Here is a 16,029-nt window from a genome sequence, read left to right on the forward strand (position 1 = left end):
GCCGAACTGCCGCATCGACAACCCCGTGAAGGTCGGCACCCAGACCCTGTCCTCAGCGTTGATCGCTTGATCCACACCAAGATCATCGATCAAGATCCACAACCGTTACGGGACAGGCTCTAGGGTAGCCAAGAGGCCTCCAGCTATGGGTTCTTCCTGGCCGATGAACCATCTACCGGAAACCTCACTGCGTCCGGCTCATGGAACGCTGTGCCAGCAGCGTTTGCCGAAACAATACACATCAAGATGGCGGCTGGCCTTTGTTCTGTTCGAGGGCCTCCGCCATGGCGTTGAACTCAGCGAGGGCGGCCGTCAGGTCCTCCACAATCTCGCGAGCGATGACCTCGGGCGGTAGGAGGCTGTCGGCGTCCGCCAGGCTCGGGTCCTTGAGCCACGTGATATCGAGATTGACCTTGTCCCGCGCGATCAGTTCGTCATAGGTGAAGGGCTTGAACCGCTCGGTCTCGATGCGGCTCTCGCTCGGCTCGCCGGGCCGGTAGCACTTGACGAAGTCGTCCAGGTGCTCACGAGTGAGCCGGTTCTGTTTGAGCGTGAAGTGCTGGCCGGTCCGGAAGTCGTAAACCCACAGCTTGGAGGTCCAAGGGGCATCGGGCCGGGCCGGCTTCTTGTCGAAGAAGAGCACGTTGGCCTTGACGCCGCCCGCGTAGAAGATGCCAGTCGGAAGCCGCAGCAGGGTGTGTACATCGAACTGCTTGAGCAGCCGCCGCCGGATCGTCTCGCCGGCCCCGCCCTCGAACAACACGTTGTCGGGCAGGACGACGGCTGCACGACCGGGAATGCCGAGCATGGACGCGATGTGCTGGACGAAGTTGAGCTGCTTGTTCTTGGTGGTGACCCAGAAGTCCTGCCGGGAGTACTCGATGTCCTCCCGGCCGACCCGCCCGTCCTCCCCGACGACTGTGATGGAGGACTTGCGGCCGAAAGGCGGGTTGGCGAGAACCACGCTGGGATACATGTGGGACGGCTCGGCCAGTGCGTCCTTGACATCGATCAGCGACTGGCCGTTGGGTTTGCCGATTCCGTGGAGCAGCATGTTCATCGCTGCCAACCGGGCCGTGCCGTCCACCAGCTCAACTCCACGAATGCCTCCACCGACGAGCCGGTCGCGCTGCTCAGGTGTCAGGCTGTCGCCGTGGTGCCGCTGGATGTAGTCGTGAGCCGCCAGCAGGAAGCCGCCGGTGCCGCAGGACGGGTCGCAGACCACGTCATCTGGTCCAGGCTGGACGCAGTCGACCATGGCGGCGATGAGTTCGCGGGGGGTGAAGTACTGCCCGGCCCCCGACTTGATGTCCTCGGCTCCCTTGGCCAGCAGTTCTTCGTAGGCGTCGCCCTTAACGTCGACGCCCTGGCTGGACCACTGCTCCTTGTCGATCAGGTCGACGATCAGCTTCTTGAGCTTGGCTGGATCCTGGATCCGGTTCTGTGCCTTGCGGAAGATGACCCCGAGCGTGTCCTTGCGCTGCCCGAACTCCCGAAGAACGTGGTTGTAGGTGTCCTCCAACGCTTGGCCGTCGGAGTCAAGCAGCGATTGCCAGGCATCCCCCACCGGGCTGAGCGCCAGATCTGGAAAGCTCACGCGGCTGGACCGCTCGTGCCCCATCTTCAGGAACAGCAGAAATGTGAGCTGCTCGACGTAGTCGATCGTAGATACACCGTCGTCTCGCAGCACATCGCAGTAGTTCCACAGCTTCGCGACCAGCCGCCGCGTCTCCGAGGTACTCACAACAGCGTCTCTTTCTGAGGTGCCTTCTCGCCCTTGCCTCGCCGCGTCCGCCGCACTGGCCCCTGCACCACTCGCTCCGCCCGGATCCGTTCGAGCAGTACCGAGGCAGGCTCATCCGCTGGATCCTGCTCCACCAAACGCCCCGCGAACGCCTCGGTTAGCAGCGACTTCCGCAACTCGTAAGCGCGGGATAGGGAGGCTCGAGCCGTCCGCTCCGCGTTATCAAGGAGCGTTAGGTATTGTTCCGCCTCGGCGACCAACTGTTTCTGTTCCTCGATAGGCGGCAGAGGAAGTGGCAGCATCTTGATCTTGGCGAGGCTGATTGAAGCGAGGTTCACACTCTGCTTTCCGTTGACCTCACACCAGCGTTTACCGAAGCCGTTGGCGTGCCAGGCCAGCAGCTTGGGATGGAGAACACTATCCAATACGCGAGCACGGAACACATGATTTTGGTGGATGCAGCCGGGAATCTGCCCCTCCCAAATCCAGCCACGGCCAAGCTTGTCCCGGTCCCCGCCTTCATTGAGAAGGACATCGCCGGGGCGAAGCTCCAACTGCCTTGCCTTCTGTGGGGGCACACGAATGTAGGATACATTCGCGAGATCAAGCCGCCCCCTTTGAACGTTGGCGACCCGGAGGTAGGGCACTTCGGGTAGCGCAGGGTCACTCTGCTTCTTGCTGTCTTTGGTTACACCGCCAACCACCTCGGCTATCTCACTCAGCCGAGCCCAACTCCAGTGGCTCGGGATATCCGGTAGATCACCATCAATTGAATCCGCTGACGCAAGCTTGACAGCGGCAAAATCGTAATATGAGTCACCCTTAAGTCGCCCCGTGCAGGCAGCAGCCATCAGCGCATCACGGAACCGATCGATACGCCGAATCAGCTTCGCAACTTGCTCTGTTCCTCGTTCAAGGCGAGAGAGAAGCCCCTCCAGGGCAGCGACGATACGGCATTGTTCGGGGGTCGGCGGTATCACGATCGGCAGGCGACGAAGTTGCTGTTGAGAAAGATGCTTGATGGTACTCCCCGTAGAATATGGAACAAGCATCCTTGACAGGCTCATGTATTCCATTAGATAGCGCAAGTACTTAACTTCGATTCCCGCGTGCGGTCGAACTCGATGGAGCGCTTTTTGGAATGCCATGTATTCGGCGTCGCCTGCCCATATGGCACAACGGCCCACTTCGCCGCCCTCGCATACAAGAAGGTCACGGGGCTCCAACTTAAAGAAATCCTGCTCCTCGGGCGGGATCTCCATGGTCAGGACGTCGTCGAGATCGATCCGTCCCCACTGGACGTTCACGTTCCTCAGGTAGGGAACGGTATGTTTACCGGTGGCCTTGCCTCGGTCGAGCATCTTCCCGAGGGATGTATCGGCGATCTCTCCAAGAGATGCTTCAGCCCAGCCGGGGGGAAGGTCGTTCATGCGGTGAGGTTCCGGTTCAGGTCGGTGAGGAGGTTTTCAGCTTTGTCGTCGCCGAAGGTGCGCAGGAAGCCGTCGATGCCGCCGCGGTTGGTGAAGGGGGGCTTGTCGAGTTCGGTGTGGTCGACGGCGGCGTGGGTGATGACCACGTCGCGGATGTGGTCCAGCCACCACCGCTGATCAGCGGTGAACGCGGCTCCGGCCTGCTGTTGCTTCACAAGCCAGGCAGCGTACCGCTCCTCTACGACGCTGCGGTGCGGTTTGGGCTCTGTGTCCAGGCCGAGCTCGTAGCGGATGAGGCTGATGAGATCGACGGGTCCGTGCTTGGCGCCGCGCTTGTCAGCCGCGAGGTTGAGGCGTTCGTAGGACGTCCACAGCTCCTCGGGCGTCCACTCGTGCGGGGGACGGGCGATACGTGCCGCCAGTTCCTTGAGCTTGGCGTAGGCGGCGCGGCCAGGCTGCCCGCTGCGGTAAGCGGCCTCGATCGCCGTGATCTCGTCGCTGTGCTCGGCCAGGTAGGAGCGCCAGGAGGTGACGACCTCTTGAGCGCGCAGTTTGGGGTCCCGGCCCGCAGCGTCGATGAGGGTGTCGCGGTTGACCTCGTCCCAGTAGATGTCGTGGGCGCGGCGGATCTCCAAGAGGCGACGGCGCAGCTCGGCGTTCTCAGCCAGCGGCCGGACGGCCCGGACGACTAGAGCATGGACGGCGGCCTTCCCCTCCGGCCCGCCTTCACCGTACGCCTTTTGCAGTGCGTCGGGGTCGGCGCAGCTGGACACGGACGCGATCACCTCGGCGAGCGGGCGGCCGGCCAGGTTCTCCAGTTCGGCGCGCTCGTCGGGGGTGATCTGCTTGTTCAGGCGGGCAAGCCGTCCGGCCAGGGTGGATGCCTCGTCTGGGCTGATGGTCAGGTTGCCGGCCTTCTTCAGCAGAGCCTCGAAGCTGATCTGTTTCTCGCTGTGCTGCACCAGCGGGGTCGCCTCCACGCGCGGGGAGTCGGTGACACCGACGGCGTCGATGATGACGAACCTGGTCTTCTCCTCCACGTCTGGGGTGACCTGCTTGAGCTCGGCCGAGTCGACGGTTCGGGCACCTCGGCCCTTCATCTGCTCGAACAGGGCCCAGCTCTTGACCTCGTTGAGGAAGAACACGCACTCCAGCGGCCGGATGTCGGTGCCGGTGGCGATCATGTTAACAGTGACGGCGATCCGCAGGTCCGGGGAGTTTCGGAACTCTGCGATCAGCGCGTCCGGGTCGGCGGCCTTGTAAGTGATCTTCTTGCAGAAGTCGTTGCCCTGGCCGAACACGATGCGGGTCATGTTCACGATCTCTTCGGCGTGGTTGTCGTCCACAGCGAAGATCAACGTCTTGGGGACGTAGCTGCGGCCCGGGAAGATCTCGGTGAACAGCCGGTCCCTGAAGGTCTCCAGCACGAGGCGGAGCTGACCTGTGCTGATGACTTTGCGCCCCAGTTGGGTGCCGGTCCAGGTGAGGTCGTCGTCGAGTTCCTCGTAGCGTTTGCGGCGGGTGGGGCGGCTCATGATGGGGACCACGGTGCCGCGGTCGATGATGGCGCCTTGCTCGGCGTGCTCGGTCCGGATCCGGTAGACGTCGAAGTCGACGTTGACGGCGTCGGCGATCGACTCGCGGTAGGTGTACTCGCTGACCAGGTTCTGGCCGAAGAATCCGAAGGTCTGCTTGACCGGCGTCGCGGTGAGGCCGACCAGGTAGGCGTCGAAGTACTCCAGCACCTGGCGCCACACGCCGTAGATCGACCGGTGGCACTCGTCCACGATGATGAGGTCGAACGTCTCCGGTGGCATGTCGGCGCTGTAGCTGACTTCGACGACGTCGTCGGCGTCGTAGCTGTCGTAGCTTTCGTCCTCGGCCTCGGGGTCGACCGGTTCGCCGCGCAGCCGGGCGTACAGGCGCTGGACGGTGGAGATGACGACCTTGGTCGAGTCCTTCATGGCCGCACCGCCGAGTCGCTCGACGTTGTACAGCTCTGTGAACTTGCGGCCGTCATCGGGCGTGAGGAAGTTGTCGAACTCGGTGTAGGCCTGCTTGCCGAGGTTGTTGCGGTCGACCAGGAACAGCACCCGCCGCGCTTTGGCGTAGTTCAGCAGCCGGTAGGTCTGTGTGACTGCCATGTAGGTCTTGCCGGCCCCGGTGGCCATCTGGACGAGCCCGCGTGGCTCGTCCCGCACCAATGACTCCTCCAAGCCCGTGATGGCGCGGATCTGTGCCGTGCGCAAGCCCCGCGTGTCGAGGGGCGGCAGGGCGCGGAGCCGTCCGCGCAACGTGGGGGTGTCGGGTTCGGCGTCGGCTTCGCGCATCCAGCGGGCCAGCGTTTCGGGCCGGTGGAAGGAGAAGACCGAGCGGGCGCGCGGCGCCGGGTCGAGGGTGTTGGTGAAGTGGGTTTCGTTCGCGGTGGTCTCATACCGGAACGGCAGCGGAATCCGCCAGGCAGCGAACTGCTGTGAGGCGGTGAGGGTGTCGGCGTAGCGGGCCGACTGCGTCTCGACCGGGGTGAGGATGACGCCTTCACGCTTGGCCTCGATCACTCCGACGATCTTCTGATCCACCCACAGGAGGTAATCGGCAACGCCCTTGGCCGTGGGTACCTCGCGTACGGCCACTCCTTGGGCGGCGAACAGGTTCGTTTCGCTGGCGTCCTGGACCGCCCAGCCGGCGAGGCGCAGCATCTCGTCTACTCGCTGGCGGACCTCGGCCTCGGTCAGCGGTTCGGTGGCCGCGTGCTGGGCGCGCGCGATGAACGCATCGCGTTGGGCGGCGCTGACTCTGGGTGCGTTGGCGTTATCGGCTGCGAACCGGGCTTCGGCGGCAGCCAAGTCCTGCTGGCTCTGCTCAACTAGCGCGAGAAGGTCGTCGCGCTGCTCCAACACTCGGGCGAGTTCTTCTTGGGCTTGGAGGCGCGCTTGGGTCTCCGCCTCCAGTTTGGTCAGCTGGCCATCCCGGCTTACCTTGACGGCGGCCAGCCGTTCACGGAGGCGTTCCAGCTCTCGGCGTAGTTCCTTTAGTTCGGCGCGCTCGTTCGCCGACTCCGGAGCTTCCGTCGTCGGATCGGGCGGTGGCACGAAGCCCAGTGGCGGAGGATCTTTTGGAGCATTGGTCTTGTGGAACCAGACTCCGAGGTCAAAGCATGTCCGCACGCACGCCAGCGCCGCTCGTACGTTGCCCCAGTGAGTGTGGACAGCCCGGTTCCCCGATTTACGGACGTCATCAAAATCCTGCCGGACCTTGAGAGGAATCACTCCGGCCTGAGCGAGCGCATTGATCCTGACGGCGTGCGACGCAGAGGCGGCCACGCCGGTCTGTGTCTGTCTGACCAGCAGCTTCACCATCGTCTCGGTAAACTTTCGTGCCTTGAACATCGCCGCGTCCGGATCGCTGTAGACGTACGCCTCGGCAGAGGAACCGTCCAGTACGAGCAACGGCTCGTGCTGGAACAGGTAGCCGAAGTTGCGCGACTGTCCTGCCAGCTCTTCGATCGGGTCGACCATGTACCCTCATTCCGCATCTGGACGTTGCGAAGAACATCGCAGAATATCTAATTCTGCCGCCTCTTCCCAGAGGTTTGCGGGAGCCAGTCGAACAAGGTTGCAGCATGCGAGAGCACGCGACAGGTCAACGGCTCTGTGAGCCACCTGCCGCCGTTCCCTTGGAAGGAGGAGGCAGGAGATCCGAGCAGCGGCGCCGCCCTCCCCTCGGCGCCCGTACGATGCTCGCAAAGAGCTTGGAGGGAAGGTTGAAGATCGGTGCTGGTGACAGCCTGTCGGCAAGTGTGGTCATCCCTGACTCAGCCCAGGACCCGATCGAGGTCTACATCGATCACGTCGCCCTGTGCGTAGCCGTCGTGGAGCGCAACGGCGTCAGATCGCTCGGCTCCGACTGGGACGTACCGGGCGTCTACGTGCTTCTTGACCCTGCAAGCCAGGACGGGACGTGGGGTGGCTACGTCGGCAAGGCTCCCGCAGGCATCAAGTCTCGGCTGTCGACTCACCTCAGCCAGAAAGATCATTGGTCCCGCGCGGTACTTGTCCGCAGGGACACCAAGTACGGGTTCCACTCGGCTCAAGTCGGGTGGCTGGAAGGACGCCTGTACGACCTGTTGCAGGCGGCCACGAACGCCCGCCTCCACAACATCCGGCGCCCGATCGACGAGACGCTGCCGCCACACGATCGCCAGATGCTCGAATCCTGCGTCATGCCGTTCGTCCGCGTCCTGCGCCTTCTCGGCTACGACCCGACGCACCCAACGCCGCCACGAGGACACGAGTCGGCAGTCCCGCCCGCCCGAACACCGGCTGCGGCCAGCAAACCTGCGAGACGAGTGATTCGAGGCACGGTGCAAGATCTTCTAAGCGCTGGCCTGCTTCAAGCACACGCGAAACTGGTCTCCACCAGCAGCGCTTGGCCAGCCGAGGCGACGGTCCTGCCGGACGGCCGCATCGAGTATGACGAACGCTCCTTCAACAGCCCGTCGGGCGCGGCGGACTATGTCACCAGCGGGTCCGTAAACGGTTGGTCCTTCTGGGCGGCAGAGACCGAAACCGGCAGAGTCACCCTCGCTACCCTCCGCCAGCGCCTCAACACGTCATCCACAGACTGACCCTTTTTCTTCCTCGGGTGGTTTCGTGGTTCTCCAGCACGGCAATCACCTTGACCAGGTGGCCGGCCTTGCTGGGACTGAAGCGCGCCGGTTCGGTGGAGGCTCTGATGTGCCTCGCCGCCCGGAGCGACATCCGGGCCACCAGCTTTTACCACTCAGCAAAACCAAACAACGATCAGGCCGCTACATAACCCCGTCGGCGCCGTGAAAATCGAGGCTAAGGTTTTCTGCTGCGCCTCTTTTGCTTTTGCTTAAAAATGTCACTCCAGAGATTTCGCCCAGCCCAGCGAATTCCTATGGAAGTTGCCACTATGGCCGATGCTGCAAGCATGAGGTCGAGGGGAAGTTGAACAAGAAGAACTGGCCACGGATTGCTGCTCTTGGCGTTAAGTATCTGGGATATCAGGAGTAGGCATACTGCCCCTACGATCACTTTGATCGCAAGCTCAATGGGAACCTTAGTTGAATACTCTCTAAGTGCCGCTCCCTTGAGAGTGCTGTGACACTCGATGGTTGCTTCGCCATCAACCATGGCGGTTATCACGATACCCTGCCTCTTGCCGATTAGATCGGGCCCGAGCAAGACGCGCGTCCCGTCGGCGGTCACGTTCTGCGGAGGTGGAGAAGAGGGGGACCGCACTTCGATGCCAATGATGGAAATTACTCGAGTATTAAGCTCAAAGACGATCGGTCGATCATTATCATACGAGTCACTGGGAAAATCAGCGTCACCGGACATTAGTCCGATTTTTATTATTCGAGGGTCCTCGATTTCTTGATCCTGAAATAAGACCTTGAGTTCTCCTTTGTCTTTCACTTCCTCTGCTATCAGCTTTGGGGTTGCGGTCATTCCATACAGGAGTTGTCGCTTAGGAAGGATCGGGCGGTATCTGTTGAGTATCGCAATAATTAGCGAAATAGTTGCCGCGACGGCCGCGACGGCGCCCAGGATGACCGTTATCTTTGGTGCTCCTTGGACTGCCTGCAGCGCATAGGTGTCGATCACGGATCCAAGTAAATCAGCAAGTATCCTTAGCAGGTGCAGTGAACCCATTTCTTCCCTGCGGCGGCAGTCCGCTGGTCACAGTGTGATCGCGATGCATCGGTTGGGGCCCGAGGCAGAGAGACCCCTGGTAGACGGGTTGATCACCACAATCGCGTTGTCTGAACCAGAGGTCTCTACGTTTTTTTCGACGGGGCTGGCCTGGACCTGTCACGTTCAACGCTGAACTATGTCGCCGGACTGATGAACGTGCAGGTCATCGGCAGCTCTGGACGGCGCGATCTTGCGGATGTCTTTAGTCGCCGCACCCAACACCCCGACCTGCCCACCCTGAACAGCGAGCACCTGGCCCAACTCCCTGGCCCACCACCTCCCCGGCTGACCCGTCGTAGCCGTAAAGATTCCAGAGTCCGGAATCCGGAGCGTTGCCCGCCCCACAGAAACCCGATCCAGGCGCCGCGCTCACTACTTGGCCGGACTGGCCAGCCCCTACTGTTTGTGTCCTGGTTTGTGCTCGGCCTTCTTCTCGCTCGCAGCCTTCGAGCTTCTGGTCGAGGCGGCATGACTTCCGTCGGTCCAGTCCCCAGCTTCCTTCCCTCGTGCCAGTCCGGGTAGCCGGTGCCAGCCGACCCTCTCGATGACGCTCTCCACATCCGGGGGCAGGTGGTCGAGCACGAGCAGCTCGCCCGCCGGAAGGACGGCGGCGTGCTGCGCCAGCAGGTTCAGGCCGCCGAGGTCGATGAACGCGAGCCGAGACAGATCCAGGTGGACGCTGTGGCAGTCCTTGCTCACCTGGGTGAGCTGCTCAGCGAACACGGCGTACCGGACGGCGTCGAATTCCCCTTCGACCCGCAGCCCGTTCGGCTCGAAGGTGCGGACGATCTTCAGGATCCCGTCGTCGAACTCGGGGTTCACTTCCACGAGCACCTCGTGCAAGTGGCGCAGGGCGACAAGCTCGTCGGGCGGGCACGCGTGCCTGTCGATCTGGCAGATCGACATCGCCATGGTGCTGGACGAGACGGCGTCGCCCACCTGGTGCTCGCAGCCCAGCATCTCGCCGATGTCGGGGCGGCCCGGCTCGCTGAGGAGCCAGCTGTAGTCGGTGGTCAGTCGGACGGCGCGGAAGCCCTCACCGAACGCCGCCTCCACCTCCCGGCCGATCGTCTCCGCCATCCGGCCGGGCTGGAAGGCGCCGCGCCGGTCGAGGTAGGCGTCGCGCCGGGAGAGCACCCGGAGCTGGCCCGTCCTGCTGTAGGCCTGCACGTCCGCGCGGTGCCGGGGACCGATGCCGGGCAACCGCTCGGCGGGCGCGTCGGTCACATAGACAACCTTCTCGTTGGTCTCGAAACCCTCGCGGACGAAGTGGCCGATGACCCTGTCGCGCTCTTCATGGCTGCTGTAGGCCAGCCAGCCGTGATCTCCCGGACTCATGGCGCTGACGGATCGTCTGGTCGCCCACAGTGGGACCGATGCCTGCTTGTCCCTGGCCTCTTCGAACACAGCGGCGAGCCCCGCGGGCTGATCGACCGTACGTCGCAGCGTCTCGGCCAGTTGCGCGTCCGACGCGGAGAGCAGCGAATCCAATTCGGCGTCTGTGAGGAGAGACGACGGTTCCGCATCATGATGACGGCTCATCACGGTGTCCCCCTCTCCAGTTGCTCTGCCAGCAGCTTCTTCAGCCGCTCCCGTGCTCGTTGCAGTGCTTTGCGGACATTCTCGGCGGTCAACCCGAGTTCGCGGGCGATCTGCTCAGGTTCATATCCGTCGACATGCCACGCCATCACCTCCCGCTGTCTGACCGGGAGCGTCGCCAGCGCGGCCAGCACCTGGTCGCAGCCGGCCGCGTGATCAGCCGGGTCGACCGCCGGCGTCGATGCAGGGGACCACTGTTCTCTCAGACGGCTGGCCCTCCTTACCTCCTGGTAGTAGATGCGGAAAACGACGCGGCGAAGCCACGCGTGGGGATGGGTGATCCGGCTCCATTGGACGCAGGCCTGGGCGAAGGCTGCCTGGGCTACGTCTTCCGCGGTCGACTGCTGGGCACCGAGTCTCATGACGAACCCGACAAGCTGGTTGTAGTCCTGCTCGAAGTACTCGCTGATTTCATTTTGCACGAGGGTGTTCCAGCCACCCACCGGCGACTGCTTGGCACCGTCCGTCGTCGGACTGTCGGGACAGCGCGGCCAACAGTGGGACAGTCAGGTCGTGTGGGCGCATGCGCTCCCCGACCTCGATCACGAGAAGGCGGCCGTTCAGGACATCGATGAGGCGGCCGCCCTTGGGGGTAAGCCGGCGCACCATGGCCTCGCGGGTGCTCATCTGCTCTCGGTGGAACCGCTCCAGCGAGCGTGTCCGTAGCCACGTCGTAACCACGCCCGCGACGATGGTCGTTACGATCACCGCCGCACCGATCAGTGTTGGATCTCCGATCATGGCCCACCTTCCTCAGTCCGATCGCCTGCCGGTCGACAGCGGTCGAATCACCTCAGTTGACAGTGGTGAGTGGGATCGAGATGAGACGTGCGTGACGCTCCGGCCACAAAAAAGTTGAAAGCGATGCCTCCAGGGGGAGGATTCTCACACCGAGGAGAAGAAACCCCTCCGAACGAGCCCTGGCGAGCTCCCAGGCCCCTAGGGCGGGCGTGTCTCAAAGGCAGATCAGCCAGTCGTTGATGACGGCGATGTGGAGGGTGGCTTCGTAGCGGACGGCGAGCTTGTCATACCGTGTGGCCACGGCCCGGCGGCGTTTGAGGCGGTTGATGGCGCACTCGACGGCGTGCCGCTGCCGGTAGTCCAGCGGGCAGAACACCGGCGGGCGCCCTTCCCGGCTGCCACGCTTTGCGCGATTGCAGGCCTGGTCGGCCTTGACCGGGATCGTGCAGCCGATCCCGCGTCTGCGCAGGTTGGCGCGGGAACTGTAGGCATTGTCGGCCCGGACGCGCTCCGGTCGGGTGCGGGGGCCGCCCCGGCCACCCGCCGCACCTCGATCCACTCCAGGACAGGCCGCAACTGCGGCGAGTCTCCCCGCTGACCGGCGGTGACCAGCAGCGACAACACCTTCTGCTCCTGCTCGCACGACAAATGGATCTTGATGGTGAACCCGCCACGCGATCGTCCCAGCGCGTAATCGGCAGGCTCACCGCCGACCTCATCGGGAGGTTCGGCCTGCTCATCGGGCCGGGTGCGAGCACCGGCGGCGTGCTGATGGGCCCGAGCGATGGTGGAATCCACACCCACCTCCCAGGTGATCAGCCCGGCCGGCGTCCGCACGGCCTTGCAGCCCGGCCACGACCCGCGCCCACACGCCCGCCCGCTGCCAGCGGCGAAACAGCGAGTACACCCCCTGCCAGGACCCGTAACACCCCGGGACGTCCCGCCAGGGCGCACCGACCCGCACTTGCCACCGAATCCCATCGATGAGCTGCCTTTTCGTCCACTTCGACGGCCGACCCGGTTCCTTGGGCGCCGGCAGCAGTGGCTCCAGCACCGCCCACTGCCCATCGGTCAGGTCCAACCGCCGCGTCACCGCTAGGGTGGCCACGAGGTCTCCGGTATTCCTGGCTCTTCTTGGTCGATGAACCCTCTACCGGAGACCTCGCTGTCTAAGGATCACGACACACCGTTACACGCCGGAGTTCGAGACCGACCCTAGTTGTCCTCGGTCATGACGTTGGTGACAGGCGGCTGTTGGGTGCTCCTCCGCCCCAGCCGCAGCACCGCTTCGGAACCGATCACCTAGCGCTGGTCGGCTGCCACCGACACAGCAGGGCCCCGCCATGCCCCCTGGCGCGCGCCGGACTCAACGTCATGCTCCGTTTACGGAGCACCCCTGGGCGTGTTCCCAGAACACCGTGCCTGCGGTCCGACGTCAGCGAGACGGCCGGTGAGTTGCCGGTCAGTCTCGGCGCTGTCCTCGGCCAGAAGGCGAGGAACGCAGCGCCACATCGAGGGGGCACTGCTGCGGAACGTCTCTCCGGATATGACGGCTTGGTGGTTACGTCAGAACTCTGCACAGCCCGGATGCCCCCACTTGTCGTCAGAGCCTTGGGCGATCTTGTCCCCGGGCTTGATTTTCTCTCCGCAGCGGCAGGTACCAGGGAACTTGGCCGTGATGTCAGACGATCCAGCAGCCTTTTTGGACGCAGATCTACGACGACGGGGCCGAACGTTGTCGGCTTCCTGTGGGATCTCGTCAGCACTGGTGCCGTTGGCGACCCGCTGACTGGTCGCGGCGGCGTTGGCCGCGCGGTCGGCAAGCGCGTTGAGGATATCCCCGTCCTCTTGATGTGCCGCGACGTGCACGAACACGGCTTTGCGCCCGGTCAGCAGACCATCAATCGCCTCGATGAGGTCGCGGTTGGCGACGGGCTTCTTGGACGCAGTCTTCCACCCTCTGGCCTTCCAGCCGGGCAGCCACTTTGTCACGGCGTTGATCGCGTATGTGGAGTCCATGCGGATCTCCAGATCAGTGTCAGGGGCGGTGGCCAGTAAGAGTTGCTGCAGGGCCGCCAACTCGGCGACGTTGTTGGTCCCGTCGCCGAGTGGCCCGCACGCCCACTGCACGACGCGCTCATCGGCGTTGGCGATGACCCACCCCCACCCGGCGGGACCCGGGTTGTTCTTGCACGCGCCGTCGCAGGCGGCGATAAGGCGATTTGGCATCCGCCCATGCTTGCAGGCCGCTGGTCGCAAGGAGAGCCGATCGAGATTACTCCGTGCTGTCCGCTGTCCTCCCGCTGATGACTTCCGTGGATACCAGGCGCTTGATCACTGGCGTGTCCGGCCAGCAGCCCTAAGAGGTCATAACAGAATGCGCATGTAGCGCGACATGTAATGGCGGGCGGGTGTGGTGTGGGCGGGTGCGTAAGGGCGAGCAACCCCCATGGATCGTGCCCGACAGCCTGTGGGAGCGGATCGAGCCGCTGCTGCCGAAGGTGGAGCGCCGTAAGCGCCACGCCGGGCGGAAGCGGCTGGAGGACCGCCGGGTGTTGTGCGGGATCTTGTTCGTCCTGCATACGGGGAACCGGTGGGAGTTCCTGCCTCAAGAGCTGGGGTTCGGGTCGGGCATGACGTGCTGGCGGCGGCTGGCCGAGTGGCACCGGGCGGGCGTGTGGGACAGGTTGCACCGGCTGCTGCTGGAGGAGTGGCACGCCGCCGGGCAACTGGACTGGTCCAGGGCGGTGATCGACAGCTCCCACGTCCGGGCATTGAAGGGCGACCCAAAACCGGTCCGAGCCCGGTCGACCGCGGGCGGCCGGGCTCCAAACACCATCTGCTGACCGAGGGCCATGGCATCCCGCTCGTGGTGTCGTTGACCGGCGGAAACCGTAACGACGTCACCCAGTTGATGCCGCTGCTGGAGGCGGTGCCACCGGTCCGGGGCCGGGTCGGCCGGCCTCGGCGAAGACCCGGGCGGCTGCTGGCCGACCGCGGCTACGACCCCGGCAAGTACCGCCGCCTGGTCGGGGCCAAGGGCATCAAACCGATCATCGCCCGCCGCGGCAGCCCCCACGGGTCAGGGCTGGGCGTCCACCGCTACATCGTCGAGCAGACCATCGGCCTGCTGCACTGGTTCCGCCGCTTACGCATCCGCTGGGAGGTCCGCGACGACATCCACCAAGCCTTCATGACCCTCGCCGCAGCCATCATCAGCCGACGACGCCTCGTCCGCTGATTCTGTTACGACCTCTAAGAGCGTGTCTCACGTGGGTGCGGTGTGGTCTGCGGGATAATGAGGGATCGTGTCGTCGGATCTTGCGTTGCGGCTGGCGCCGGATGAGTTGTGGGAGCTTGCCGAGCCGCTGATCCCCAAGTTCGCGCCGCGGCGGCAGGGTGGCGGGACGGCGGCGGTGAGCGATCGGGCGGTGTTCGCCGCGATCGTGTACGTGCTGACCAGCGAGTGTGCGTGGCGGCATCTGCCCGCGGAGTTCGGTGTCAGTGTGCCGACCGCGCATCGCCGGTTCACCGCCCGGACGCGGGCGGGGCTGTGGCCGCGCCTGCACCGGGCGGTGCTGGACGAGCTGGGTGCGCGCGGGCAGGTGGACTGGGCGTCGGTGATCGTGGACGCCGCGGCCGTCCGCGCGAAAAGGGGGGCACGCTGACGGGCCCCAATCCAGTCGATCGGGGCAAGAAGGGCAGCAAGGTCCACGTACTGTCCGATGCTGTGGGGTTGCCATTGGTGGTCGCGGTGTCGGCGGCCAACGTCCACGACAGCCAGGCGCTCAAGCCGCTGCTGATGGCGTTGCCGGCGATCCGATCGCGCCGTGGCCCGCGTCGGCGGCGGCCGGTGAAGATACGCGCCGACAAGGCGTACCACTCCGCCGACCACCGGGCCTGGCTGCGGCGACGCGGAATCGTGCCGCGCATCGCCCGGCCCGGCATCGAGTCCGGCGAACGCCTGGGCCGCCACCGCTGGGTCATCGAGCGGACGCCGGCCTGGCTGTTGGGCTACCGGCGCCTGACCATCCGCTACGAACGCCACGGCCACCTGTTCAACGCCTTCCTCGTCCTCGCCGCCACCATCACCTGCTACAGGAAGCTCACCAAACAGCCCACATGAGACACACTCTGAGTAAGAGACTCGCCGCACCCAATCCTTGGACATCGGACGCCTGCGGAACGCCAAGGTCGTCCTTCACCGGCGGCGATAAGTCTCCGCCGAGCAGGAGGAGCCGACGACGAAGGCTTGGGGCCTCTACCGGTTAGGGCAGTAGCGCCAGCCGGCCCCCGGTTTACGGTACGAGCATCGGCTGGACGCGTACTGCCGTCCACCGAGCCTGTACAGCGCCCACGTCGCTACGGGTGTCGAGGTCAAGGCCCTTCGAGGCCCGCGCAGAGAAGCCGTCGTGATGCACGACCGTCCGGCGAGCACGTGGGGTCCGCCAGGAACTGGAGCATCATGTCGCACAAGAAGCAGTCCACCGACCGGCTGCGTGCCCGCCGAGCAGCGCGTGGTGGCAAAAAGTACACCCGGGCTCTACGCGCCGGTGGAAACCGCGTAACGGTGAACTCCGAAACCATGGCCGGCGCCTCGCCGAAGTCGCTCGCGGATCCGACTTTTGCCACCGTGCGAGAGCAGACGCTGGAGTTGGCGGCCAGCCTGGCCGTCAACAGGGGAGGCTCTGACTAGGTGTCCATGCAGGTCAGCGCGGTTTCGAGCCTCGGAAACAAAGACCCGGGCAGACGTCGCGACAAGACGGTATTGAAGGCCAATCATTTCGACCTC

Annotated in this window: 12 protein-coding genes and 1 pseudogene; 4 read left to right on the forward strand and 9 right to left on the reverse strand. The window is 64.4% G+C overall.

Features of this window, described 5'->3' with window-relative positions:
* Positions 1-241: 241 nt before the first annotated feature.
* The 3 genes from K2F47_RS24705 to K2F47_RS24715 are packed head-to-tail and all read right to left on the reverse strand — an operon-like array spanning position 242 to position 6,692.
* Positions 242-1,744, reverse strand: coding sequence for a class I SAM-dependent DNA methyltransferase (locus K2F47_RS24705; protein ID WP_242907567.1), 1,503 nt, complete (start codon positions 1,742-1,744; stop codon positions 242-244).
* Positions 1,741-3,174, reverse strand: coding sequence for a restriction endonuclease subunit S (locus K2F47_RS24710; RefSeq protein ID WP_242907569.1), 1,434 nt, complete (start codon positions 3,172-3,174; stop codon positions 1,741-1,743). Before K2F47_RS24710 ends, K2F47_RS24705 begins: the two co-directional genes overlap by 4 nt.
* The gene (locus tag K2F47_RS24715) at positions 3,171-6,692 is read right to left on the reverse strand and encodes a DEAD/DEAH box helicase family protein (RefSeq protein WP_242907571.1); all 3,522 of its coding nucleotides are present in this window, start codon (positions 6,690-6,692) and stop codon (positions 3,171-3,173) included. Before K2F47_RS24715 ends, K2F47_RS24710 begins: the two co-directional genes overlap by 4 nt.
* Before the next feature lie 245 nt (positions 6,693-6,937).
* Between K2F47_RS24715 and K2F47_RS24720 the strand changes: the two genes are divergently transcribed.
* Positions 6,938-7,801: a restriction system modified-DNA reader domain-containing protein gene (locus K2F47_RS24720; RefSeq protein WP_242907573.1), complete on the forward strand. Its 864-nt coding sequence runs from the start codon at positions 6,938-6,940 to the stop codon at positions 7,799-7,801.
* Between the two features lie 217 nt (positions 7,802-8,018).
* Here K2F47_RS24720 and K2F47_RS24725 read toward each other — a convergent pair whose 3' ends face one another.
* The 6 genes and pseudogenes from K2F47_RS24725 to K2F47_RS24750 form a co-directional block, all read right to left on the reverse strand.
* Positions 8,019-8,807 carry a hypothetical protein gene (locus K2F47_RS24725; RefSeq protein WP_242907574.1) on the reverse strand — a complete coding sequence of 263 codons (789 nt, stop codon included), beginning with the start codon at positions 8,805-8,807 and terminating at the stop codon, positions 8,019-8,021.
* A 486-nt stretch (positions 8,808-9,293) separates the two neighbouring features.
* The gene (locus tag K2F47_RS24730; RefSeq protein WP_242907576.1) at positions 9,294-10,235 is read right to left on the reverse strand and encodes an MEDS and STAS domain-containing protein; all 942 of its coding nucleotides are present in this window, start codon (positions 10,233-10,235) and stop codon (positions 9,294-9,296) included.
* 203 nt (positions 10,236-10,438) lie between these two features.
* A complete protein-coding gene (locus tag K2F47_RS24735; RefSeq protein ID WP_242907578.1) occupies positions 10,439-10,939 on the reverse strand; it encodes an RNA polymerase sigma factor in 501 nt (166 codons plus the stop codon).
* Positions 10,908-11,237 (reverse strand): hypothetical protein, encoded by a 330-nt coding sequence (locus K2F47_RS24740; RefSeq protein ID WP_242907580.1) that lies wholly within the window; start codon positions 11,235-11,237, stop codon positions 10,908-10,910. The genes K2F47_RS24735 and K2F47_RS24740 overlap by 32 nt, the downstream gene beginning before the upstream one ends.
* A 214-nt stretch (positions 11,238-11,451) precedes the next feature.
* A pseudogene (locus tag K2F47_RS24745) lies at positions 11,452-12,330 on the reverse strand (IS5 family transposase).
* A gap of 473 nt (positions 12,331-12,803) precedes the next feature.
* Entirely contained in the window at positions 12,804-13,466 is a 663-nt protein-coding gene (locus K2F47_RS24750) for a ribonuclease H family protein (RefSeq protein ID WP_242907582.1), read from the reverse strand.
* Positions 13,467-13,690: 224 nt separating this feature from the next.
* Between K2F47_RS24750 and K2F47_RS24755 the strand changes: the two genes are divergently transcribed.
* The 3 genes from K2F47_RS24755 (at position 13,691) to K2F47_RS24765 (ending at position 15,933) form a co-directional block, all read left to right on the forward strand.
* Positions 13,691-14,478, forward strand: a protein-coding gene (locus K2F47_RS24755; RefSeq protein ID WP_372490931.1) for an IS5 family transposase whose coding sequence is annotated in 2 segments (ribosomal slippage) — positions 13,691-14,015 and positions 14,015-14,478 — 789 coding nt in all. Because the reading frame shifts where the segments join, the coding sequence is not laid out codon by codon here.
* 67 nt (positions 14,479-14,545) lie between these two features.
* A protein-coding gene (locus K2F47_RS24760; protein ID WP_242907584.1) for an IS5 family transposase occupies positions 14,546-15,363 on the forward strand; the annotation gives its coding sequence in 2 pieces (ribosomal slippage) (positions 14,546-14,893 and positions 14,896-15,363; 816 coding nt in all).
* A 339-nt stretch (positions 15,364-15,702) separates the two neighbouring features.
* A complete protein-coding gene (locus K2F47_RS24765; protein ID WP_242907585.1) occupies positions 15,703-15,933 on the forward strand; it encodes a hypothetical protein in 231 nt (76 codons plus the stop codon).
* Positions 15,934-16,029: the final 96 nt, after the last annotated feature.

Origin of the sequence: Actinomadura terrae (genome assembly GCF_022751215.1) — a bacterium.
GTDB lineage: Bacteria > Actinomycetota > Actinomycetes > Streptosporangiales > Streptosporangiaceae > Spirillospora > Spirillospora terrae.